18 protein-coding genes are annotated in these 22,352 nt (G+C 67.3%); 10 read left to right on the top strand and 8 right to left on the bottom strand.

Going from position 1 to position 22,352, the window contains the following annotated elements; genetic code table 11:
• Positions 1–11: 11 nt before the first annotated feature.
• The 4 genes from paaD to paaA are packed head-to-tail and all read right to left on the bottom strand — an operon-like array spanning position 12 to position 2,849.
• Positions 12–566 carry a 1,2-phenylacetyl-CoA epoxidase subunit PaaD gene (paaD, locus tag AC50YC_RS01005; protein WP_494952161.1) on the bottom strand — a complete coding sequence of 185 codons (555 nt, stop codon included), beginning with the start codon at positions 564–566 and terminating at the stop codon, positions 12–14.
• An 11-nt stretch (positions 567–577) separates the two neighbouring features.
• Positions 578–1,519, bottom strand: a complete 942-nt coding sequence (gene paaC, locus AC50YC_RS01000; RefSeq protein ID WP_494951787.1) for a 1,2-phenylacetyl-CoA epoxidase subunit PaaC — start codon at positions 1,517–1,519, stop codon at positions 578–580.
• Positions 1,516–1,821 (bottom strand): 1,2-phenylacetyl-CoA epoxidase subunit PaaB, encoded by a 306-nt coding sequence (gene paaB, locus AC50YC_RS00995; RefSeq protein ID WP_024367847.1) that lies wholly within the window; start codon positions 1,819–1,821, stop codon positions 1,516–1,518. Before paaB ends, paaC begins: the two co-directional genes overlap by 4 nt.
• Positions 1,818–2,849: a 1,2-phenylacetyl-CoA epoxidase subunit PaaA gene (paaA, locus tag AC50YC_RS00990; protein WP_494951786.1), complete on the bottom strand. Its 1,032-nt coding sequence runs from the start codon at positions 2,847–2,849 to the stop codon at positions 1,818–1,820. Before paaA ends, paaB begins: the two co-directional genes overlap by 4 nt.
• Before the next feature lie 131 nt (positions 2,850–2,980).
• Between paaA and lepB the strand changes: the two genes are divergently transcribed.
• Complete coding sequence (lepB, locus tag AC50YC_RS00985; RefSeq protein ID WP_494951785.1) at positions 2,981–3,694, top strand: signal peptidase I; 714 nt, start codon at positions 2,981–2,983, stop codon at positions 3,692–3,694.
• A gap of 60 nt (positions 3,695–3,754) precedes the next feature.
• Here lepB and AC50YC_RS00980 read toward each other — a convergent pair whose 3' ends face one another.
• The 3 genes from AC50YC_RS00980 to AC50YC_RS00970 all read right to left on the bottom strand — a co-directional run bounded on the left by AC50YC_RS00980 (position 3,755) and on the right by AC50YC_RS00970 (position 7,326).
• Positions 3,755–5,335, bottom strand: a complete 1,581-nt coding sequence (locus AC50YC_RS00980) for a tyrosine-protein kinase domain-containing protein (protein ID WP_494951784.1) — start codon at positions 5,333–5,335, stop codon at positions 3,755–3,757.
• A gap of 84 nt (positions 5,336–5,419) precedes the next feature.
• On the bottom strand, positions 5,420–6,718 hold the full coding sequence (locus AC50YC_RS00975) for a hypothetical protein (RefSeq protein ID WP_494951783.1): 1,299 nt from the start codon (positions 6,716–6,718) through the stop codon (positions 5,420–5,422).
• Positions 6,719–6,759: 41 nt separating this feature from the next.
• A complete protein-coding gene (locus AC50YC_RS00970) occupies positions 6,760–7,326 on the bottom strand; it encodes a hypothetical protein (RefSeq protein WP_494951782.1) in 567 nt (188 codons plus the stop codon).
• A 239-nt stretch (positions 7,327–7,565) separates the two neighbouring features.
• Here AC50YC_RS00970 and AC50YC_RS00965 point away from each other — a divergent pair, with 239 nt between their 5' ends.
• The 6 genes from AC50YC_RS00965 (at position 7,566) to AC50YC_RS00940 (ending at position 15,946) form a co-directional block, all read left to right on the top strand.
• Entirely contained in the window at positions 7,566–8,156 is a 591-nt protein-coding gene (locus AC50YC_RS00965) for an arsenate reductase/protein-tyrosine-phosphatase family protein (RefSeq protein WP_494951781.1), read from the top strand.
• Between the two features lie 58 nt (positions 8,157–8,214).
• Positions 8,215–9,297, top strand: coding sequence for an LCP family protein (locus tag AC50YC_RS00960; RefSeq protein WP_494951780.1), 1,083 nt, complete (start codon positions 8,215–8,217; stop codon positions 9,295–9,297).
• A 74-nt stretch (positions 9,298–9,371) separates the two neighbouring features.
• On the top strand, positions 9,372–11,588 hold the full coding sequence (locus AC50YC_RS00955) for a S9 family peptidase (RefSeq protein ID WP_494951779.1): 2,217 nt from the start codon (positions 9,372–9,374) through the stop codon (positions 11,586–11,588).
• Positions 11,589–11,825: 237 nt separating this feature from the next.
• The gene (locus AC50YC_RS00950) at positions 11,826–12,092 is read left to right on the top strand and encodes a GlsB/YeaQ/YmgE family stress response membrane protein (RefSeq protein WP_494951778.1); all 267 of its coding nucleotides are present in this window, start codon (positions 11,826–11,828) and stop codon (positions 12,090–12,092) included.
• A 750-nt stretch (positions 12,093–12,842) separates the two neighbouring features.
• A complete protein-coding gene (locus AC50YC_RS00945; RefSeq protein WP_494951777.1) occupies positions 12,843–13,496 on the top strand; it encodes a peptidoglycan-binding protein in 654 nt (217 codons plus the stop codon).
• 95 nt (positions 13,497–13,591) lie between these two features.
• A complete protein-coding gene (locus AC50YC_RS00940; protein ID WP_494951776.1) occupies positions 13,592–15,946 on the top strand; it encodes a hypothetical protein in 2,355 nt (784 codons plus the stop codon).
• Between the two features lie 296 nt (positions 15,947–16,242).
• Here AC50YC_RS00940 and AC50YC_RS00935 read toward each other — a convergent pair whose 3' ends face one another.
• Complete coding sequence (locus AC50YC_RS00935) at positions 16,243–18,192, bottom strand: FAD-binding monooxygenase (RefSeq protein ID WP_494951775.1); 1,950 nt, start codon at positions 18,190–18,192, stop codon at positions 16,243–16,245.
• Positions 18,193–18,428: 236 nt separating this feature from the next.
• Between AC50YC_RS00935 and AC50YC_RS00930 the strand changes: the two genes are divergently transcribed.
• From AC50YC_RS00930 to hpaE, 3 genes are all read left to right on the top strand, one after another.
• Positions 18,429–19,970 (top strand): fumarylacetoacetate hydrolase family protein, encoded by a 1,542-nt coding sequence (locus AC50YC_RS00930; RefSeq protein ID WP_494951774.1) that lies wholly within the window; start codon positions 18,429–18,431, stop codon positions 19,968–19,970.
• Complete coding sequence (locus tag AC50YC_RS00925) at positions 19,963–20,679, top strand: GntR family transcriptional regulator (protein WP_494951773.1); 717 nt, start codon at positions 19,963–19,965, stop codon at positions 20,677–20,679. The genes AC50YC_RS00930 and AC50YC_RS00925 overlap by 8 nt, the downstream gene beginning before the upstream one ends.
• Positions 20,680–20,749: 70 nt before the next feature.
• A complete protein-coding gene (gene hpaE, locus AC50YC_RS00920; RefSeq protein WP_494951772.1) occupies positions 20,750–22,282 on the top strand; it encodes a 5-carboxymethyl-2-hydroxymuconate semialdehyde dehydrogenase in 1,533 nt (510 codons plus the stop codon).
• Positions 22,283–22,352 lie beyond the last annotated feature (70 nt).

The following is a 22,352-nucleotide window of genomic DNA, read 5'->3' as shown; positions in this document are numbered from 1 at the left end:
GCACCTGTTCCTTACAAAACTTTGAAGTAGTCGAACGGTTCCTTGCAGTCCTGGCAGACGTACAGCGCCTTGCAGGAGGTGGAACCGAAGCGGGTGAGTTCCTTGGTGTTCAACGATGAACACTGCGGGCACTTGACGGCGAGGGACAGGCGGACCGGCCCGGCGTGCCGCACGGCGGCCGAGTGGCCGGACGGCGGCGCGATGCCGTACTCCTGCAGCTTGGCTTTACCGGCCTCGCTCATCCAGTCGGTGGTCCACGCCGGGGAGAGGACCATTTCCACGTTAACGCTGGGGTAGCCCTCGCTGTGGAAGGCCGCCTTGAGGTCGTCGCGGATGGCGTCCATGGCCGGGCAGCCGGAGTACGTCGGCGTGATGGTCACCTGAACTGCGGGGACCATCCCGCCGTCGTCGTAGAGCTGGACCTTGCGCAGGATCCCCAGGTCCTCGATGGTGAGGACCGGGATTTCCGGGTCGCAGACGGTCGCGGCGAGGTCCCAGGCCTTCTGCTCGGGGGTCTTCTGCTCCGCCGGGCGGCCGTCCGCGGCCGTGGGGTGGCTGACGTACATGTCCATGGTGGTTACCAGCTGGCTCCGGGGTACTCGCGGGCGAGCACCTGCATTTCGGCGAGGAGGTAGCCGAGGTGTTCGGAGTGCAGGCCCTGGCGTCCGCCGCCGGGGGCGGGCTGGACCTTGGGCACGTCCAGTTCGGCTGCGGCGAGGACCTCTCCGGTGAGGCGGTCGAAGTCGGCGCGCAGGCTGGAGGGCTCGACGGCGGCGCCGCTCGCGCTGAGGCGGGCGGTGAGTTCGTCGTCACGGAACAGCTCGTCCACGTAGGGCCAGATGACCTTGAAGCCGTGGATCATCTTCTCGCGGGACTCATCCGTGCCCTGGGCCAGCCGCAGCACCCACTGGGCGCTGTGGTCGCGGTGGTAGTCCACTTCCTTGACGGCCTTGGCGGCGATGCCGGCCAGGGTGGCGTCGGTGGACTGGGTCAGCCGGCGGTAAAGCTCGAACTGGTAGTAGCTGACCACGAACTGGCGGGCGATGGTGACGGCAAAGTCGCCATTCGGGATTTCGAAGATCTGGACGGAACGGAACTCGGGCTCGCGGCGGAAGTACGCGAGGTCATCCTCGCTCCGCCCGTCGAGTCCGCCGGCGTAGCTGAGGAAGGACCGGGCATGGCCCAGCTGGTCCAGGGCGATGTTGCCGAGGGCAATGTCCTCTTCGAGCTCGGGGGCGCGGGAGATCCAGTGGCCGAGGCGCTGGGCGAGGACCAGGGCGTCGTCGCCCAGGCGCAGGGCGAACTCGGCAACGTCCTCGCTCGGCTTGGCGGTGCCGCGGCTCACGGCCAGGGCGATGTCCTCGGGGCGGAGGGCGTTGCCGGGTGTAATGCGGGTGGCGCTGGCCGTGGCCTCGCCGCTGTTGCCGGATCCCTTGACGCCGACGGAGATGTCGCCGTGGCCGCCGGCTTCTGCTTCTGCGGGGGCCGCAGCTGCCGCAGTTTCGGGTGAGGTGCTCACAGGTGCTTCACGCCCTCGCTCTTGGTGTAGTACGTTGCGTGCCGGTAGTCCTTGCCCTGGGGCGACTCGAAGAACGAGCCCTTGGCGTCCGGATCGCTGGAGGCGATGGCGTCAGCCGGGACAACCCAGATGGACACGCCTTCGTTGCGGCGGGTGTAGAGGTCACGGGCGTTGCGCAGGGCCATGGCGGCGTCCGGCGCGTGCAGGGAGCCGGCGTGGACGTGGGAGAGGCCGCGGCTGGAGCGGACAAAGACTTCCCAGATGGGCCAGACGTTACCTGCGTGCGGTTCGGGGGTGGTCATGCTGCGGATTCCTTCTCTGCTTGCTTGCGGCTCTGTTTTTCCGCGTAGGCGGCGGCGGCTTCGCGGACCCAGGTGCCGTTGTGGTGTGCCTCGCGGCGCCGTTCCAGGCGCTGGGCGTTGCAGGGGCCGCGGCCGGCGAGGACTTCGTGGAATTCGTCCCAGTCGAGCGGGCCGTGCTCCCATTTCTTGGTTTCTTCGTTGAAACGGATGTCCTTGTCCGGGAGGGTGAGCTCCAGGACCTTGACCTGCTCCATCATCATGCCGACGAAGCGGTTGCGCAGCTCGTCGTTGCCGAAGCGCTTGATGTTCCAGGCCATGGACTGCTTGGAGTTGGGCGAGTCGTCATCCGGCGGGCCGAACATCATCAGGGCCGGGGCGTACCAGCGGTTCACCGCGTCCTGGGCCATCTGCTTCTGCTCGGGCGTGCCGTGGGAGAGTTCCAGCAGGATCTCAAAGCCCTGGCGCTGGTGGAAGGATTCTTCCTTGCAGACGCGGACCATGGCGCGGCCGTAGGGGCCGAAGGAGGCGCGGCACAGCGGCACCTGGTTGGCGATGGCGGCGCCGTCGACCATCCAGCCGATAGCGCCCATGTCCGCCCAGGTGCGGGCGGGGTAGTTGAAGATGGAGGAGTACTTGGCCTTGCCGTCCATCAGGTCCTGGTTCATCTGATCGCGCGGCTGGCCGAGGGTCTCGGCGGCGGAGTAGAGGTACAGGCCGTGGCCGGCCTCGTCCTGGACCTTGGCCATCAGGATGGCCTTGCGCTTGAGGCTTGGGGCGCGGGAGATCCAGTTGGCTTCCGGCTGCATTCCGATGATCTCCGAGTGTGCGTGCTGGGAGATCTGGCGCAGCAGGGTTTTGCGGTATGCCGGGGGCATCCAGTCGCGGGGTTCGATCCGCGAATCTTCCGCCATGACTTTGTCGAAGTATGCCTGGCCTTCAGCGTCACGCCGGGCCACATCTTCGAGGCTCTGTTCGTGCCGTGCCGCTGTGGGCTCTCCGGGCACTGACTGCAGGGTCTGCGATGCCATGGTTGCTCCTATGCATTTCCGATAAATAATTACCGACCGTTCGTTCAGGATATGCGGAAGGCGGGAGATGCGTCAAGCACCGGGGGCGAACTGGCGGCAGTGAGTCCGCGGGCCGGTGGTAGCTTGAACTCGTGAATATCGGCGCCGGCAAGAAGCTCCCCCTCTGGGCCTCCGTGGTCCGAAACATGCTGATCGCCTTGGTGGCCGTCTCGCTGGTGCAGGGGTTCCTGGTGAAGGCATACCGGATCCCGTCCGGGTCGATGGAGCCGACGCTGCAGGGTTCCGCGGACGGGGGCGACAGGATCCTGGTGAACCGGATTGCCTATCTAGGTTCAGGGCCGCGGTCCGGGGACATCGTGGTGTTCACCCGGCCGGACAGCTGGCAGGCGGAATCTGCGGTGCCCCGCGGCGGCGGGATCGCCCGGATCGCCCGTTCCTTCGGCGACGTCACCGGGATTGGACCCTCCAATGAGCAGTTCCTGGTGAAACGGGTGGTTGCCACCGGCGGCCAGACGATCAGCTGCTGCGGCGGCGACGGCAAACTGCGCGTCGACGGCCACCCGCTCGACGAGCCCTACATTTTTGAGGATCTGCCGTTCGATGCGGGCAGCCTCGACTGCCGGACCAGCCCCCGGTCACTCCGGTGTGTTCCCCCGTTCACCGTCTCCGAGGGCGAACTGGTGGTGCTGGGCGATCACCGTTCCAACTCGGTGGATTCCGCCATCGCCTGCCGGACGCCGGCTGATGTGGCTGGCGACTGCGTCCGGACGATCCCGGCCTCGGCCGTGGTAGGCCAGGTGGCGGGCCGGTTCTGGCCGCTGCACCGCTCCGGCGGGGTGGGCTGAGCTCACCGACAAACGAAAATCCCCTCGGAGCGAGTTGCTCCGAGGGGAAATTTTCACTGCTCAATCAAAGGATGTCCGGCTTCGCGCCGGCAACCGCGTCGCCGGACGCGCGGGCGACTCGGCGCTTTGGTCGTAGACGGGTTCGGGTTCCAGGTGCTCCCGCGGAGATCCGACGGACACCGGTTCAGGCTGCGCCTCGTGGGACTGATACGCGGTGTAGTACCGGTACGAGCCGGCACCGGTAGTGGGCACACGGTTGAGGATGGTCCCGAGGACGTTGCCGTTCACCCGGTTGAGGTTGCCGAGGGACTTGCCAAGCTCTTCATCTGTAGTCTTTCCAGCCCTGATGACAACGATTGCTCCGTCAGCGATGCGCGTGAGTACAGCAGCGTCCGTCACAGGGAGCAGAGGCGGAGCGTCGACCAGCACAATGGCGTCCTGGGCGAGCGTTTTGAGCAGAGCCTTCATGGCCTGCGATCCCAACAGCTCGCTGGGGTTCGGCGGGATCCGGCCGGATCCGAGCACGCGCAGGTTGGGCATCGCGCTCCATTCCTGAAGCACGTCCTCCAGGTCGGCGTGGCCGCTCAGGACATCGGTGACACCGACTCCCGGGACGAGGTTGAATACATCGACCAGGGTGGGACGGCGCAGATCGCCGTCGACCACCACAACGTTCTCGCCGGCGGCGGCCATGGTGACGGCCAGATTGGCGGTCACTGTCGACTTGCCCTCGGCCGGAACGGAACTGGTCACCACGATGATACGCGGAGGATTGTCGACGTCGACGTACTGAAGGTTTGTCCGGAGCTCGCGCAGGGCCTCGGTGATGGCGTGCGAGCCTTCGCCCGAGGCAACCGGGCTGAACCCGTCGTCCAGCACGGTGCTTTTACCGTCCAGGCGGTGGTCCACCGGGAGCGTGCCCAGCACGGGGACCCCGAAGCGGCGTTCGATAGCGGTGGCACTGCGGAGACGGCGGTCCAGGTGGTGGCGCAGCATGGCATAGAGAATTCCGAGCGCCAGGCCGGCCAGCGCTCCGATCGCGAGCGTGAGCTTGACGTTCGGGGACGTGGGGGCGGTCGGCAGGGGCGCCTCGCCCAGCGGAACCACACGGATGATTGGAACGGGGACGACTTCCGAACCCTCGACGGCGGGGATGCTCTCCATTTCGTTGACCTGCTCGGCCAGACCCCTCACCCAAGCGTCGGCGAGCCGCTGGGCCATTGCGGGGTCCGTAGACGTAGCGGTGACGGCAATCTGGGCGCTTTCCTTCGGCAGCGTCACAGAGATTGACCCCAGAAGAGAATCAGGCGACGTGGTGAGGCCAAGCCAGGTAACGACGCGCTCGGCGACGAGCCGGGACTTGGCTACAGACTCGTACTTAGTCGCCTTGGTCTGGGCCAGGTTCTCGCTCATGAGCGAGAGGCTGAGGTTGTCCGAGCCGCCCGCCACGACGATCCCGCTGGACTGCGCGGAGTAGATCTTCGGCTGGAGAAGGGTCCAGCAGAAAGCCAGCACGGTCAGGGCCAGAGTGAAAGCCAGGATTCCCTTCCAGCGCGCCCGGGCAATGCGAAGGTAATCCTCCAACGCGAGCCCCGCCGATGCCTGCCCGCTGTTGCTGTCGGCTGTATCCAAACCAGTCACGCTTAGGTCCTCTCCCCCGTGCCCGGCCCCATCGACCCACACGAAAATTTACTGTACGGTACGGTGACCGCGTTGGTGTGTATATTAACCGCGCAGGAGTAATCCCTGGTCCACTAGGCCGTCCACGGCCGCACCCAAGAGCGCTTCATAGCCTTCAGGCAGCCCGTGCAAGGCCTCGATCCGGTCCACGATTGTCTGCATCGAGACGGGACGCTGGGCGGTCTGCCAAATGATGGGTCCTATACCGCTGAGCCTGGTGAGTTCGGTCTGGGTGAGGACCAGAAGGTCTTCGCCGATCTCGACGGCGTCAACGGCGTCGGTCCGTTGCAGCCAGCCCGCGGGGATTGACTCTGGCGACTGAACGCCGATCTGATCTCCTGGCGGGGCCGCAGACTCAGCCAGGGCGGGTGACCATTCCCTGATGGCATCCGACCGGTCCGGGTCCGACAAGAACAACGGCGCCAGGCTGTCCTTCAGGTCGGCCGCTTCCGAATAGCTGACTCTGAACACTCCGCCCACGCTGTCGATCAGCCGGCAGAGCGACTGAAGCGGCTGGGCCACGGCAGCCTGGGAGGAGGTGTCCGGAATAAGCGCCAGCACTGCCTCTACCAACGGGACCGGCTCAATGACGGGGAGCTGGTATTCCGCGCCGGCGACCCTGTCGAGCAGCGCGATGGCCGATATACGGGGATTGTCCGGCGCGATTCGCAAGCCCAGTTCATCCGGGCCCACCTGCAGTTTGGCGACACCGGGCGCCGCCTGCTTTATGGATAGCGGCTTCGGGTAGGGCAGAACCGTCCCATCCGCCTGGATCGCGACGGTTTCGTCAGTTATATAGCCGAAAGTGCGGGCGAGCTGCGACGACGCCGTGGTCTTGCCGGTGCCGGATTTTGCGACCAAGGCAATAACAGCGCCTCCGGTATCCGCGACACCGCAGGCATGGAGCATGGTCAGTTCGCCAGCGCGTTCGAGGATGGCGGCGATGGTCACTTCCGACGTCACTGCTTCGGCCAAGCCCTCAAAGGTATCTGAGCCGAGGCGCCGAACGCCGGCGCCAGCGAGTTTCGAATCATGATAGATGGAAGCCGTGTAGGGCATGGCGGAGGTGGAAGACTCCACCCCAGCCATGATTACGCGATTTTCGCCGAGACAACGGTTCCAGGCCTTGGCCATCGCTTGGCGATGGGCGGGTGTAACCGCCGAACCCCATTCGACGGCAAAACCTGTGCCCAGTACGTTGATGGCCAGGTGGCTCGAGACCTTCAACTCGTGCCAACCCCGGCATGATTTCGGGTACATTTGCTCTCGCCCGTCAAGCGCGCAGGCCGCCAAATCAGTTCCGACACGGCACTCCCAAAATTTTCGGCCTTTGACACCTGCCATTACATCATTTGTGTCTGCGGACCTCGGGTGCGGCGGTGGGGCTATTTGCCGCTCAGTGTGAGCTTCTGCGTGGAGGGAGATGATGTTGACACCTTGCCCGTTGGCGCCGGCAACAGGACGTCAACTGTCATGGAGTACGTGCCCATCACGGAATTGCCGTTGCCGTTGTGGGTAAAAGACCCAAAGTCGAAGCTCTGCGCGGCACGAGATCGGGCAACCGGAATCGAGTAAGTAATGGTGACCACGTTATCGACATAGGCCCCTACACTTCCGTTCACGCCGCCGAGCGATCCGATGAAGATACCCGGCATATTGACCGACCCACGCGTAATTTTCACTGTTACCGCGACGTTGTCCGACCCAGGGCTAGCACCAGTTGTGTTGTAGATGAAAATCCCCGTAGGCGCCGAAAGGGTCTTACTTGCCGGGCTGACAATTCTGTTGGCATACGGAGCTAAGGCGACCGTGGGAGGGACCGGCACGGATGCCGCAGCGGCCGGCGCTGCGATAGCCGCCGCGATAACGGGGACGCTCCACGCTGCACCCTTCACAACGACGCGGCGGTCGAAACTGGCTTTCGGTGCGGTCAGGCTCTTGATCTCCGACATCTTCTACCCCAAGTTCTTGTGCGGCGAACCCCCCCATGGGGCCAGCTCCTGCCGAGCAGGTCGGCAGCCATTGACGACTGTACGCAGAAAAGCGTGAATCTTCAATATCAAGATGCTTTATTTTCAAGAACGACAGAAAGCGGCCCTATCTCCCTGAAGCGGTCCGGTGGAGCCCGGCGCGGCTAGACTCGAAAACCACGCCACCGGCACGAGTCTCGCTACTGGAAGTTGGGAAAACCTTGGAAGCGCCCCACCCCGTTCGGATCCTGACGCTCTGCACCGGCAACATCTGCCGCTCGCCGGTCGCCGAGCGCCTGCTGCAGACCGGCCTGGACCAGGTGCAGGCCGGCGCCTTTGTGGTGCGGAGCGCCGGCACACGGGCCATGGTGGGCGATCCGATCCAGCCGCCCTCCGCGGACATCATCAGGACGTACGGCGGGACCCCGGACGGCTTTGCGGCCCGGCTGCTGACGCCGAAGATCCTCAGGGAGTCCGACCTGGTGCTGGCGATGACCGCCAAACACCGCGGTGCCGTGATGCAGATGGACGCATCCCTGCTGAAGCGCACCTTCACCATCCGCGAATTTGCCCGGATGCTGCAGGTCCTGGAACAGCGCGACGCTCCCTCCGACGTCGTCGACCTTCCTGCGTTCTGGCGGGGACTCCCGGCCCGGGCGGCCTCCGTGCGGCACCTGGCGCTGGCGCCGGACGCCGCCGACAACGACGTGGTGGACCCCTACCGGCGCAGCCAGGAACTGTACAACCAGATGGAAGACGAGCTGGCCCCGGCCATCCTCACCATCCTGCGGTTCGCCCGCCAGCACAGCTGAGCTATTAACCTCTGCGCCGCCCGCATCTTTTGACGGAGCGCGGTGGTAATGTCCGGCCATGGGAACGTCGCCGGAACCAGCAGAAGCAGCCGCAGGCTCAGCCGCGGCACCGGGCGGAACGCATCGCCGCCGCACCATTGCTATCGCCATCATCGCCGGGCTGGTGGTCATCGCCGTCGCCGCCGCCGTGTTCCTGCTGAACCGGCCGCGCACCGAAACCGCGGCCCCGGCGCAGACCTCCGCCCCGGCGCCGGAGACAACCACGCCCGAACCCACCCCGGCACCCACACCGACGCCAACCCCGGACCCGCCGCCCACCGCGCTCAACATCCTGGTGGTGGGCAGCGACAGCCGGGTCAACGAACGGGCCGTCGCGGCATCGGGCGCAACGTCGGACCAGCGCGGGGACGCCCTGATCCTCCTCCACCTCCCTGCAGACCGGCAGAACATCTACGGCATTTCCATCATGCGCGACCTGTGGGTGGACATCCCCGGCCGCGGCGCGGCCAAGGTCAACGCCGGGCTGGAACTGGGCGGTGTGCCCCTCATGACGCAGACCGTGGAGGCGCTGCTGGGCCAGCCCATCAACCACACCGTGATGGCCGACTTCCAGGGCTTCGCCGCCATGACCGATGCCCTCGGCGGGGTGGACGTCAACATCACGCAGCCCTTCACCAGCACCGTCGACGACATTTTCTACTTTCCGCCGGGGGTTAACAGGCTCAGCGGGGTGCAGGCACTGGCTTTTGTCCGCGAGCGCCACGCCTTCTCCGACGGCGACTACCAGCGGGTCCGGAACCAGCAGACCTTCCTCAAGGCCATGATGGCCAAAATGGCCGCCGAGGGCGCACTGACGGACCGCAACACCGTGAAGCAACTGGTGTCCACCGTCCTCCCCCACGTCACGGTGTCCCCCGGGCTCACGGTGGAGACGCTGGAACAGCTCGCGTTCAGCCTGCGCAGCACGCCCCCCGGCAACGGCCTGTTCTTCACCCTCCCCACCGCCGGAGCGGGATTCAGCCGGGACGGACAGTCGATCATCTTGCAGAACCCCGCCGCCACCGCCGCCGTGGCCGCCGCGCTGGCCTCCGGAACCCTGGGCGAATACATCGCCGCGAACGGGCTGCAGGGCGGGAACTGAGGCTCGGCCGGAGCGGTGTGGCGGGCGGCCCGGCGTGTGGCGGACTGCCCTTGCCCGGGCGGTAGATTGGAGCCATGACCCAGACTCCCGTGCAGCCCTCCCCGCAGCCCCCTGTTGCCAAGAAGATCCCCGCCCTCCGCACGCACCACGGTGATGCCTTCGAGGACAACTACGAGTGGCTGCGGGACAAGGAATCCGCCGAGGTCGTGGAGCTGCTCAAGGCCGAGAACGCCTACCAGGAGGCGGTGACCGTCCACCAGGAGCCGCTGCGCGAGGCCATCTTCGGCGAGATCAAGGGCCGCACCCAGGAGACGGACCTCTCGGTGCCCAACCGCAAGGACGGCTGGTGGTACTACACCCGCTCGGTGGAGGGCAAGGAGTACGGCATCCAGTGCCGCGTCCGCGCCCAGGACACCGGGGACCGCGTCGCCGACTGGACTCCTCCCGCCGTCGAGGTCGGCGTCGAGATTCCGGGCGAGGAAATCCTGCTGGACGGCAACGTCGAGGCAGAGGGCAAGCCGTTCTTCGCCGTGGGCGGTGCCGCCGTGACCATCGACGGGAACCTCTACGCCTACGCCGTGGACAACGCCGGCGACGAGCGGTTCACGCTGCGCATCAAGGACCTGCGGACCGGGGAACTCCTTCCCGACGTGATCGAGAACGTCTTCTACGGCATCTCCTTCTCCCCCGACGGCACCCGGATCTTCTACACCGTGGTGGACGACTCCTGGCGGCCCTACCAGGTGAAGTCCCACGTGCTGCGCACGCCGGTCGCCAATGATGAGGTCATCTACCAGGAGGACGACGTCGCCATGTGGCTGGGTTTCGAGCTCTCAGGCGACCGGCGCCACCTGGTGCTGAGCATCGGCTGCTCCGAGTTCAGCGAGACCCGGCTGCTGCGCTTCGACGCGCTCGACGCCGGACTGAGCACCGTGATCTCCCGGGAGGAACGCATCCTCTACGAGGCCGAGCCGTTCCTGCTGGCGGACGCCTCCGGGAAGCCGTCCGAGGCCATCGTCCTGACCCACAACAGGGACGCCATCAACTCCATGGTCTCCCTGGTTGACCCGGCCGAGCTCGCCAAGCCGCTCGCCGAGCAGCACTGGACCACCGTCGTCGAACACTCCGACCAGGTGCGCGTCAACGGCGCCGGCGTCACCTCGACGCACCTGGTGGTGTCAGTCCGCAAGGACACGATCGAGCGCGTGCAGGTCCTGCCGCTGGCCGGGCTGGGCACGCCGGAGCAGGGCGCGCCGGTGGAGCCGGCCTTCGAGGAGGAGCTCTACACCGCAGGGGTGGCCGGTTCCGACTACGAGGCCCCCGTGATCCGGATGGGCTACACCTCCTACTTCACGCCGTCCCGGGTCTACGACTTTGTGCTGCCCACCGCGGAGCAGCCCGCCGGCGAGCTGCTGCTGCGCAAGGAAAGCCCGGTGCTCGGCGGCTACTCCGCTTCCGACTACGTCGCCACCCGCGAGTGGGCGGTGGCGTCCGACGGGACCCGCATCCCGCTGTCGGTGCTGCGGCACGCCTCGGTGAAGCGGGACTCGACGGCGCCGGGCCTGGTGTACGGCTACGGTTCCTACGAGCTGAGCATGGATCCCGGCTTCGGCATCCCGCGGCTGTCCCTGCTGGACCGGGGCATCGTATTTGTGATCGCCCACATCCGCGGCGGCGGGGAGCTGGGCCGGCACTGGTACGACACCGGCAAGAAGCTGCAGAAGAAGAACACCTTCACGGACTTCATCGCAGCCACCGACTGGCTGGCGCAGTCCGGCTGGGTGGACCCGGCCCGGATCGCGGCCATGGGCGGCTCGGCCGGCGGGCTGCTGATGGGCGCCGTCGCCAACCTGGCCCCGGAGAAGTACGCGGCGATTGTGGCCGCCGTCCCGTTCGTGGACGCCCTGACCACCATCTTGGATCCCGAGCTGCCGCTCTCCGCGCTGGAGTGGGAGGAATGGGGCAACCCGATCACCGACCGCGCCGTGTACGAGTACATGAAGTCCTACACGCCGTACGAGAACGTCCGCGCGGTGGCGTACCCCAAGATCGCGGCGGTCACCTCGTTTAATGACACCCGGGTGCTCTACGTCGAGCCCGCCAAGTGGGTGCAGCGGCTGCGCGAACTCAACACCGGCAGCGAGCCGATCGTGATGAAGATCGAGATGGAGGGCGGCCACGGCGGCGGCTCGGGCCGCTACGTGCAGTGGAAGGAACGCGCCTGGGACTACGCCTTCGTCGCCGACTCCCTGGGCGCCACGGAGCTGCTGCCGGGGGCCGGGCTGAAGTAGGCCTCCTCTTCCTCCCCCTCCTCCCCCCCATCGATTGCTCCGCAACGGCCCTTTTGGGACCCCATAAGGGCCGTTGCGGAGCAGCGGATGGTCCGGGCTGGCTCGTCCTCGCCGGGCGTTCGCCCCGCCAGTGATACTGCCCTCCAACAACAGGGTATTGCAGGATCGTAAGCGTGCTGATTAACTCATGGTTGCCGCCGCTGACTCGCGACGGTCCCACCGAAAGGAAGTACAGCCATGGGCATTCTCGGATTTCTTCTGCTGGGGCTGATCGCAGGGGCGATCGCTAAAGCCATCCTTCCCGGCCGCCAGGGCGGCGGATGGGTAATCACTCTGGTTCTGGGCGTCGTGGGAGCAATCCTGGGCGGCTGGATTGGTTCGTTGATCTTCGGCGGCGGTCTCGCTGACTTCTTCGATCTGCGGACCTGGCTCCTCGCCATCCTCGGCGCCGTCATCGTGCTACTGGTCTATGGGGCCGTCGCAGGACGCCGCAGCAGGGCGTAAGGCTGGCACCTGGCGCGCTTGTCCCGCCGGGGAGCTGCAGATGACGGCGCGGCGCAGCGAGCCAAGCCGTTATCTGCAGGGCTACTGCTGACTATCGGAGCGGACGCATGCAGGGGACGGATTATCGATCCCGGTCACTGGGGTCATCAATGTAGGGCCTGAGGGCCAACAAGTGTTTGGCCAGCGCGACTTCCGGTTGCCCAGGATGCGCTTCCACGTACGCCCGTAGTTGATCCCGTTCAGGCGCACTCTCCGGGTCGGACAGTGCCATTAAGGCCTCGATGGCGGCTATGGCCTACCGTCGAATGTCTGGCATCTTCTTGCCATGGGGAACTTCGACTGAGCTGATGGTTACTAGGCGAGGACGCGAAGGCGGAGTTCCGCCCAGACTGCGTTCTGGAAGTGAAAACGGGCTGGTCGACATCTGATGTCCCTTATTCCTGTTCCAGTTGAACCTAAAACGGATCCACGGCCATTCGCGCTCCCAGGAGCGGGTGCTCGACGCGGAGGAATATAACATCAGTCCACGCCGGGGGCACAAGGGCTGCTCCTGACGCGTCTGCGGTTGAGCGCTACTCCCCGCCAAGAAAGCCGGCTCCTGCCGCGAGCAACGGAGGCCGTGGTGCGGACTTTCGGGAGCCGCCTACCGGATAAATGCTAACCGTGCTTACTATTGACTCGCATCAGGCACGTCGGTCTGAAAACTGCTCACTGGGGGCAGCAGGAACCGTGCCGGAACTGGAGTTTTTCGTGAGCACCGAACAGGACCTGACCCCGCTGAGCGACGATGAGCTGATGGCCGAGGCAGGCACCGCACTCCCGGACAAGGAAGTGGCCTCCATCCTGGACCTCAACGCGGACCTGGACCTCGGCATCAACGCCGCCGCACCGATCGACCTCGCCGTCGCCGCCAACGCCAACGTCGCCGCACCGATCGACGCCGCAGCCTCGGCGAACATCCTCTCCTACGGCTCGGACGCCCAGGCGCTCTCCGACCAGGGCGTCATCATCAACCAGGGCATCGCGGCCGACGCCACCGCCGAGTCCACGCAGGACAGCACCATCGAACAGGAAACCGGCAGCACCGACGGCAGCGACACCGGCGCAACCGAGGTCACGGCCGAGGACGGCGCCCTGCCGACCGACGTCGCCGGCGCCCTGAACTCGAATCTGCTCAACGTGAACGTGGATCTGGACGCCTCCGCCGACATCGCCGCCCCGATCAACGGTGCCGTGGCCGCCAACGCCAACGTCGCCGCCCCGATCGACGCCGCCGTCGCCGCCAACATCGGGTCCATCGACAGCAACGCCTACGCCGTCTCGCAGCAGGACGCGATCATCAACCAGAACATTGAGGGCGAAGCTACGGCCTCGGCCGACCAGCAGTCCGACCTCCGGCAGTAGTCCCCCGGATGAGTTCACCGCACGGCGGGCCGTCCAGCACGGACGGCCCGCCGGCCTTTTCCACGCCTGCTATAACTGCGCCGGCTGCCTCGGCTGTGTCTGCGCCGGCTCCTTCGGCGCCAGCCGCCGCGACCGGCACCCTGCCGGTTCCGGCCAGGGCCGACGGCGTCCAGCTCCTTGGCGAGACCCAGGGTTCCGGCTACCGCGAGGCCCCGTCCCTGGTCCGCCGCGCCGACGGCCAGACGCTGCAGCTCACCCGGCTGCTGTACCTGGTCCTCGAGGCGATCGACGGCACCCGCGGCGCCGAGGAAATCGCCGACCACGCCAGCGCCGGGTTCGGCCGGCTGGTCAGCGCCGACAATGTCCGGACGCTGATCGACTCCCAGCTGCTGCCCCTGGGCCTGCTGCAGCTGGCCGACGGCTCCCAGCCCGAGGTCCGCAAGGCCGACCCGCTGCTGGGCATGAAGTTCCGCTACACCGTCTCCGACCCGGAGCGCACCCGCCGGATCACGACCCCGTTCGCCGCGCTCTTCAACCCGCTGATCGTGGTCCTGGTGACCGCCGCCTTCCTCGCCGCCTGCTGGTGGGTGTTCATGGTCAAGGGCCTGGCGTCGGCCACGCACGAGGCCTTCGCCAACCCGGGCCTGGTGCTGCTGATCCTCGCCGTGACCATCCTGTCCGCCGGGTTCCACGAGTTCGGGCACGCGGCCGCCGCACGCCGAGGCGGCGCCACCCCCGGGGCCATGGGTACCGGCCTCTACCTGATCTGGCCCGCGTTCTTCACCGACGTCACCGATTCCTACCGGCTGGGCCGCGCCGGCCGCATCCGGACCGACCTCGGCGGGCTGTACTTCAACGCGATCGTCGCCGTCGCCATCATGGGCATCTGGTGGGCCACCGGCTTCGACGCGCTCCTGCTCGTCGTCGTGACCCAGGTGCTGCAGATGGTCCGGCAGCTGCTGCCGCTGGTCCGCTTCGACGGGTACCACATCCTCGCCGACGCCACCGGGGTTCCCGACCTGTTCCAGCGGATCAAGCCCACCCTGCTGAGCCTGCTGCCGTGGCGCCGGAAGGACCCGGAGGCGCAGGTCCTCAAGCCCTGGGCCCGCGCCGTCGTCACTGCCTGGGTGCTGATCACCGTTCCGCTGCTGCTCTTCAGCCTGGTCCTGATGGTGCTCTCCCTCCCCCGGCTCCTCGGCACCGCGTGGGACAGCGGGCAAAAGCAGTACGCCATGTTCAACAGCGCCCTCGCCGGCGGGGACATCCTCGACGCCGGCGTGCGGATCCTGGCGATCTCCGCCGTCGCCCTTCCCGTCCTGGGGATCCTCTACATCCTGTTCCGTCTGGTCCGGCAAGTTATTACAGCCCTGTGGCAGAAGACCCGGGGCAAGGCGCTCCAGCGCGGAACGGCCCTCGCCGTGATCGCCGCCGTGACGGCCGGCCTCGCCTGGGCCTGGTGGCCCGGCGCCGAGAGCTACCGGCCCGTCCAGCCCTACGAGCGCGGCACCCTGGCCGATGCCACCACCGCGATCTTCCCGGCCGGTGCCACCACCGGCTTGCGGGAAGGCCGGTCCGGCCGGACCGTGGCGCTCTGGCCCGCCGGCGCGGAGAAGCCCACGCGGGAGGATCCGCAGCTCAGCATGGTCCTGGTCCCGCGCGACGCCGGAACTTCCGGCACGGCGGCGCCCGCCTGGGTGTTCCCGTTCGACCAGCCGGCCGCGCCCGAGGAAGACGGCAACCAGTCGCTCGCCGTCAACACCACGGACGGATCCGTCGTCTACGACGTCGCCTTCGCACTGGTCTGGGCCGACGACGGCGAGGACGTGACCACCCGCAACGAGGCCTACGCCTTCGCCAGCTGCACGGACTGCGCCGCCGTCGCGGTGGGCTTCCAGGTGGTGCTGATCGTGGGCCAGACCGACGTGATTGTCCCGGAGAACCTCTCGGCCGCCGCGAACTCCAACTGCTTGCGGTGCCTGACCTATGCGCTGGCGAGCCAGCTGGTCCTCACCCTGGACGGGCCGCTGAGCGCGGACGGCATGACCAAGCTCAACGAGCTCTGGCAGCAGATCGCGGAGTATGGCCGGACCCTGGAGGATGTGCCGCTCTCGGAGATCCAGGGGCGCCTGGACGCGTTCAAGGCCCAGATCATGGAGGTCATCAAGTCCGACCCCAGCGCCACGCCGGGTGGTTCATCCGGCACGGCTCCGGCCACTCCGGGGAGTTCGCCGGGCGCCACCCCGGGCGCGACCCCTTCCGGCACTCCGGGTGCGACGCCCTCGGCCACAACGGGTGCGACACCGGGCGCCACGGGGACTGCGCCGGCGGCTACGTCCACGGCCACCGCACCCGCAGGACCGCAGCCCACGCAGTCCGCGGGAACGGCCACCGCACCGGCTCCGGTCGCGCCGTCGCCCTCTCCAACGGCCACGGCACCGCCGGCACCGTAGGCTGCCGACGCTCCAGCCCAGTTACTCGGTGCCGGACCCCGCTTCGGCCCCACAGATCCGCGGGATTCCGCGGGCGCAGGGCAGTGCGGCCGGCAGTAACTGGGCGGGAGCGTCGCAGCGCAGGCGGGAGGGCTGCACGTCAGCCGCCCGCCGAACACCTCCTCCGACGCCGCGCTCGAGCAGAATTCCGCTGCGGATCCGGACTGGCGACGCACAAACGGCCCAGCGCTACGGGGATCCCCGTAGCGCTGGACCGTTTGCGCGTCATGAGACGTTTGCCGCAGCGGTATTGGTGCTTAGCCAGCGTGGTCCTGGAGCTCGGGGGCGCGCTTGCCGGCCTGCAGGAGGGGTGCGAAAAACGCGCCGAGCTCCGCCGTCGCCGTCAGCGGCAGGACGTTCGCCACGTACTGGTCCGGGCGGACCACCACCACCACGCCGCCGCGGTCCAGGCCACGCAGCTCGAAGATGTCCGCCGACGGATTGGTCGCGTAGACCTTCTCGTAGTCCGTGAGCTGGAACGGGCCCACCGAAGGCTTGAACACGGCCGGCACGGCGCCGATGTCGATGCTCGTGTGGTCCTGCTGGTAGATCACCTTCAGGTCGAACCACGCATCGCGGTCGGCCCCCTCGGGGGTTGCGGCGAGCGGCGAGTCCGGCGCGTTCGCGATCCAGTCGGCGAAATCGGCGACGGCCGACCCGGCGACCGGCGACCCTGTGCCCGGCTGCCCGGCACCGGGCGTCGCGGCGTCGGCGAAGACATAGATCCGCCACCGGCCGTCCGCCGTGGCGTGGTGACCGAGGTGCATCGGGTTGGTGTCGCAGACCCGCACCACAGGCGCGGACTTGAAGCGCTTGCCGACGGGGAAACCGGTGGCCAGGTCCTGGTGGGTGGCCTCGCCGATCAGCATCGAGGGGGTGTACTGGGTCATGAATCCGGCGGGGAACTCGGCGGTGCTCACGTAGAAGTCCTCGAGCTCGGAGGGGCTCTTGAACTCCTCGGGCTTCTTCGCCATCAGCGTCGACCACTCCTTGTCGAAGTCGATGAGGTTCTTCGCGATGACCTGGCGCTCGGCCGAATACGTCGACAGCAGGCTCTCCGGGCTGCGGCCCTCCAGCACGTGCCCGAGCTTCCAGCCCAGGTTGAAGCCGTCCTGCATGGAGACGTTCATGCCCTGGCCGGCCTTGGCGCTGTGCGTGTGGCACGCGTCGCCGGTGATGAACACGCGCGGTGTGCGGGTGCCGAGCTGGTCCGGCAGGACGTCGTCGAACCGGTCCGTGAGGCGGTGCGCGACCTCGTACACACTGTGCCAGGCAACGTTGCGGACGTCGAGGGTATAGGGGTGGAGGATCTCGTTGGCCTGGGCGATGATCTGCTCGATGGTGGTGCTGCGCACGGCGCCGGCGTTGTCCTGCGGGACCTCGCCGAGATCGACGTACATCCGGAAGAGGTAGCCGCCTTCGCGCGGGATCAGCAGGATGCTGCCGCCGCTGCCGGACTGGATGGCGCACTTTGTGCGGATGTCCGGGAAGTCTGTGACGGCGAGGACGTCCATGACGCCCCACGCGTGGTTCGCCTGGTCGCCCGCGAGGGTGCAGCCGATCGAGTCCCGGACCTTGCTCTTGGCGCCGTCCGCGCCGACGACGTACTTGGCCCGCACGGTCCGCTCCCGGCCCGCGTCGGGGCCGGCGGTGTGCACGAGGGTGACGGTGACGGGGTACTCCGCCGCGTCGTCGACCTTGAGGCTCCGGAACTCAAAGCCGTAGTCCGGGGCCATGCGGGTGGGCGCGTTCGCCATGAACTCGGCGAAGTAATCCAGGACGCGGGCCTGGTTGACGATGAGGTGCGGGAACTCGCTGATGCCGGTGGTGTCATCCTTGGCGCGGGCGGCGCGGACGATTTTGGACGGGTCGGCGGGGTCCGGCTTCCAGAAGGCCATCTCGGTGATGCGGTACGCCTCCGCGATGATCCGCTCCGCGAAGCCGAAGGCCTGGAAGGTCTCGACACTCCGGGCCTGGATGCCGTCGGCCTGGCCGATGGGGAGCCGACCGCCGCGGCGCTCCACGATCCGTGTGGTGACGCCCGGGAACTGGGACAGCTGCGCGGCGGCGACGATGCCCGCCGGGCCGGTGCCCACAATGAGCACGTCCACCTCGTCGGGAAGGTCTGTGGGCCGGTCGATGCCGACGCCAGCGGCGGGCTGGACTCGCGGGTCACCGGATACGTAACCGTGGTGGTGGAACTGCACGGGCTTTCCTCACTTCGTTGTGTGGGACGTCGCTGCGTGGGGGATCTCGCCGCCACTGCGTGTTCGATAATAGAACAGGACGTTCGATATTAGAATTTTTGTCTCCACTCAAAACTGTACGCAGATATGACGTGGGTTACAAGTGTTCCGGAATCCCCCGGAAGTGGGGGTTGACGATCCGCAATTCCTGGGCAATAGTCTTCGTATACGATTTCGTACTCGATGAGGAGTCATTCTTGGAACAGGTCACCGACCACACCCTGGCAGCGGCCCGCAAAGTCATCGCGGTGCATATCAACTACCCCAGCCGGGCAGCCCAGCGCGGCCGGACCCCTGAGCAGCCCTCATACTTCCTGAAGCCATCCTCGTCCCTGGCCCTCAGCGGTTCAACCGTGGAGCGCCCGGCCGGCTGCGAACTCCTCGGCTACGAGGGCGAAATCGCGTTGATCATCGGCAAGCCCGCCCGCCGCGTGGGCATCGAAGACGCCTGGAACCACGTCGCATGGGTCACGGCCAGCAACGACCTCGGCGTCTACGACCTCCGCTACGCCGACAAGGGCTCCAACCTCCGCTCCAAGGGCGGCGACGGCTTCACCCCTGTGGGCCCCGGACTGATCGCCGCGGACGCCGTGGACCCCTCCGGCCTGCGGATCCGCACCTGGCACAACGGCGAGCTGGTCCAGGACGACACCACCGGGGACCTCCTCTTCCCCTTAGCCCGACTCGTCGCCGACCTGTCCCAGCTGCTCACCCTCGAGGAGGGCGACATTATCCTGACCGGCACCCCCGCCGGAGCGTCCGTGGCCAAGCCGGGCGACGTCGTCGAGGTTGAAGTCAGCACCGCCGTCAGCAGTGAGAGTACGACGGCGGGTGGCGCCGCGTCCGGTGGCCTCACCACCGGCCGGCTGGTCACCCTGGTGTCGGAAGGCACGACGCCGTTCGGGGACTTCGGCGCGCAGCCCAAGACCGATGACCTGCAGCGGGAGGAAGCTTACGGTTCCCGCACGGCCGCAGGGCTCGCCGCCGCCGGGCATGTCCAGTCGGCAGAGGCGCCGGCCGCCGTCGTCGTACCTGTCCTTTCGGCCGCGCTGAAGGCGAAGCTGGAAAGCGTCTGCACCGCCACCCTCTCCTCCCAGCTGCGCAAGCGCGGCCTGAACAACGTCAGCATCGACGGCCTCACTTCCACGCGTCCGGACCGGCGGATCGTGGGCCTGGCCCGGACCCTGCGCTACGTGCCCAACCGCGAGGACCTCTTCAAGACCCACGGCGGCGGCTTCAACGCCCAGAAGAAGGCCATCGATTCAGTCAACGAGGGCGAGATCCTGGTGATGGAGGCGCGCGGCGAAAAGGGCACGGGCACCATCGGCGACATCCTGGCCCTCCGCGCCCAGGTCCGCGGCGCCGCGGCCGTCATCACCGACGGCGGTGTCCGGGACTTCTCCGCGGTGGCCGCGATGGACATGCCCACCTACTACGCCAACCCGCACCCCGCTGTGCTGGGGCGCCGGCACATCCCGTGGGACACGGACATCACGATCGCCTGCGGCGGCACCACCGTGCAGCCCGGGGACATCATCGTGGCCGACGCGGACGGCATCCTGGTGATCCCGCCGTCGCTGGCCGAGGAGCTCGCGGACGACTCCATCGCCCAGGAGCGCGAGGAAGTCTTCATCGCCGAGATGGTGCAGCAGGGCCACAGCGTGGACGGACTCTACCCGCTCAACACCGAATGGCGGGCACGCTACGAGAACTGGGAAGCGGGCAAAGCCAATGAATGACACAGCGCCTGCCCTAGGCACCAACACCGCAACGCGCACCGCAACGCACACCGCCAGCAAGTCCGAGCAGGCCTATGCGGCCGTCAAGGCCCGGATCGTGGACGGGAGCTACTCCCCCGGCTACCGGCTGGTGCTGGCGAAGATCGCCGATGACCTGGGTGTCAGTGTGGTGCCGGTCCGCGAGGCCATCCGCCGGCTCGAAGCCGAAGGCCTGGTGAAATTCGAGCGGAACGTCGGCGCCACCGTCGCCGGGATCGACCCCACCGAGTACCTCTACACGATGCAGACCCTCAGCATCGTCGAGGGCGCCGCCACGGCCCTGTCCGCTCCCCTGATCGGGCCGGCCGACGTGGCCCGGGCCCGGGCCGTCAACGCCGAGATGCGCGAATGCCTGGAGCACTTCGACCCCGTCCGGTTCACCCGGCTGAACCAGGACTTCCACAGCATCCTGTTCGAGCACTGCCCCAACCCGCACATCCTGGACCTGGTCCACCGGGGCTGGAACCGGCTGGCGTCGCTGCGGTCCTCCACGTTCCGCTTCGTCCCCCGCCGCGCCCACGAATCGGTGGACGAACACGAGGCACTGCTCCGGCTCATCGAGACCGGCGCCGACGCCGACGTGATCGAAAAAGCCGCCCGCCTGCACCGTTCCGCCACCCTGGACGCCTACCTCGCCCAAAGCAACGCGGGGTCAGTCAGCGCCCATTAGAGCTCCCCGCAGGGGCCGAAAGTGCCCCCGCGTTGCATGAATCAGCGTTGCCATCTCAGTAAGGAAAACAATGACGTTCACTGCCTCTGAAACCACCACCCACTACATTCCGCAGGACCTGACCACCCACATCCAGCACTACATCAACGGCGAATTCGTTGATTCCGTCAGCGGCAAGACCTTCGATGTGCTCGACCCGGTGTCCAACACCAACTACGCCACCGCCGCCGCGGGCCAGAAAGAGGACATCGACCTCGCCGTCGCCGCCGCCCGCAAGGCCTTCACCACCGGCCCGTGGCCGAAGATGAAGCCGCGCGAACGCGCCCGCATCCTGAACAAAATCGCCGACGCCGTCGAAGCCCAGGAGGCACGTCTCGCCGAGCTCGAGACCTTCGACACCGGCCTGCCCATCACCCAGGCCAAGGGCCAGGCCCTGCGCGCGGCAGAGAACTTCCGGTTCTTCGCGGACCTCATCGTGGCCCAGTTCGACGACGCCATGAAGGTCCCCGGCGCGCAGATCAACTACGTCAACCGCAAGCCGATCGGCGTCGCCGGCCTCATCACACCCTGGAACACCCCGTTCATGCTGGAGTCCTGGAAGCTGGCCCCCGCGCTGGCCACCGGCAACACCGTGGTCCTCAAGCCCGCCGAGTTCACCCCGCTGTCCGCCTCGCTCTGGGCGCAGATCTTCAAGGACGCCGGCCTGCCCGACGGGGTCTTCAACCTGGTCAACGGCCTCGGCGAGGAAGCCGGTGACGCCCTCGTCAAACACCCGGACGTTCCCCTGATCTCCTTCACCGGCGAAACCACCACCGGCCAGACCATCTTCCGCAACGCCGCGGAGAACCTCAAGGGCCTGTCCATGGAGCTCGGCGGCAAATCACCGTGCGTCGTGTTCGCCGACGCGGACCTCGACGCCGCGATCGACTCGGCCCTGTTCGGTGTCTTCTCGCTCAACGGCGAACGCTGCACCGCCGGCTCCCGGATCCTGGTGGAACGCGCCGTGTACGCGGAATTCTGCGACAAGTACGCCGCGCGGGCGAAGAACATCGTGGTCGGTGACCCGCACGACCCGAAGACCGAGGTCGGCGCCCTGGTCCACCCGGAGCACTACGCCAAGGTGGCCTCCTACGTGGAGATCGGCAAGGCCGAGGGCCGGCTGCTCGCCGGCGGCGGCCGCCCGGAGCACCTCCCGGAGGGCAACTACATCGCGCCCACCGTCTTCGCCGACGTCGCCCCCGATGCGCGGATCTTCCAGGAGGAGATCTTCGGCCCCGTCGTGGCCATCACCCCGTTCGACAGCGACGAGGAAGCCCTGGCCCTGGCGAACAACACGAAGTACGGCCTGGCCGCCTACATCTGGACCCAGAACCTCACCCGGGCTCACAACTTCTCGCAGAACGTCGAGGCCGGCATGGTCTGGCTCAACAGCCACAACGTCCGCGACCTCCGCACCCCGTTCGGCGGGGTCAAGTCCTCCGGCCTGGGCCACGAGGGCGGCTACCGCTCGATCGATTTCTACACCGACCAGCAGGCCGTGCACATCACCCTCGGCACGGTTCATACTCCCAAATTCGGCGCCACCCCTAAAGCTGGCGCCTAGGCGACGCAGCCGCGCAAGCCGGCCAGCCGTCGTCGTACCTCAACCACCGCCCCCTCCTCAACGAAGAGAG

It is taken from the genome of Pseudarthrobacter sp. MDT1-56 (assembly GCF_059383555.1).
This window is presented reverse-complemented; position numbering and strand designations above follow the sequence as displayed.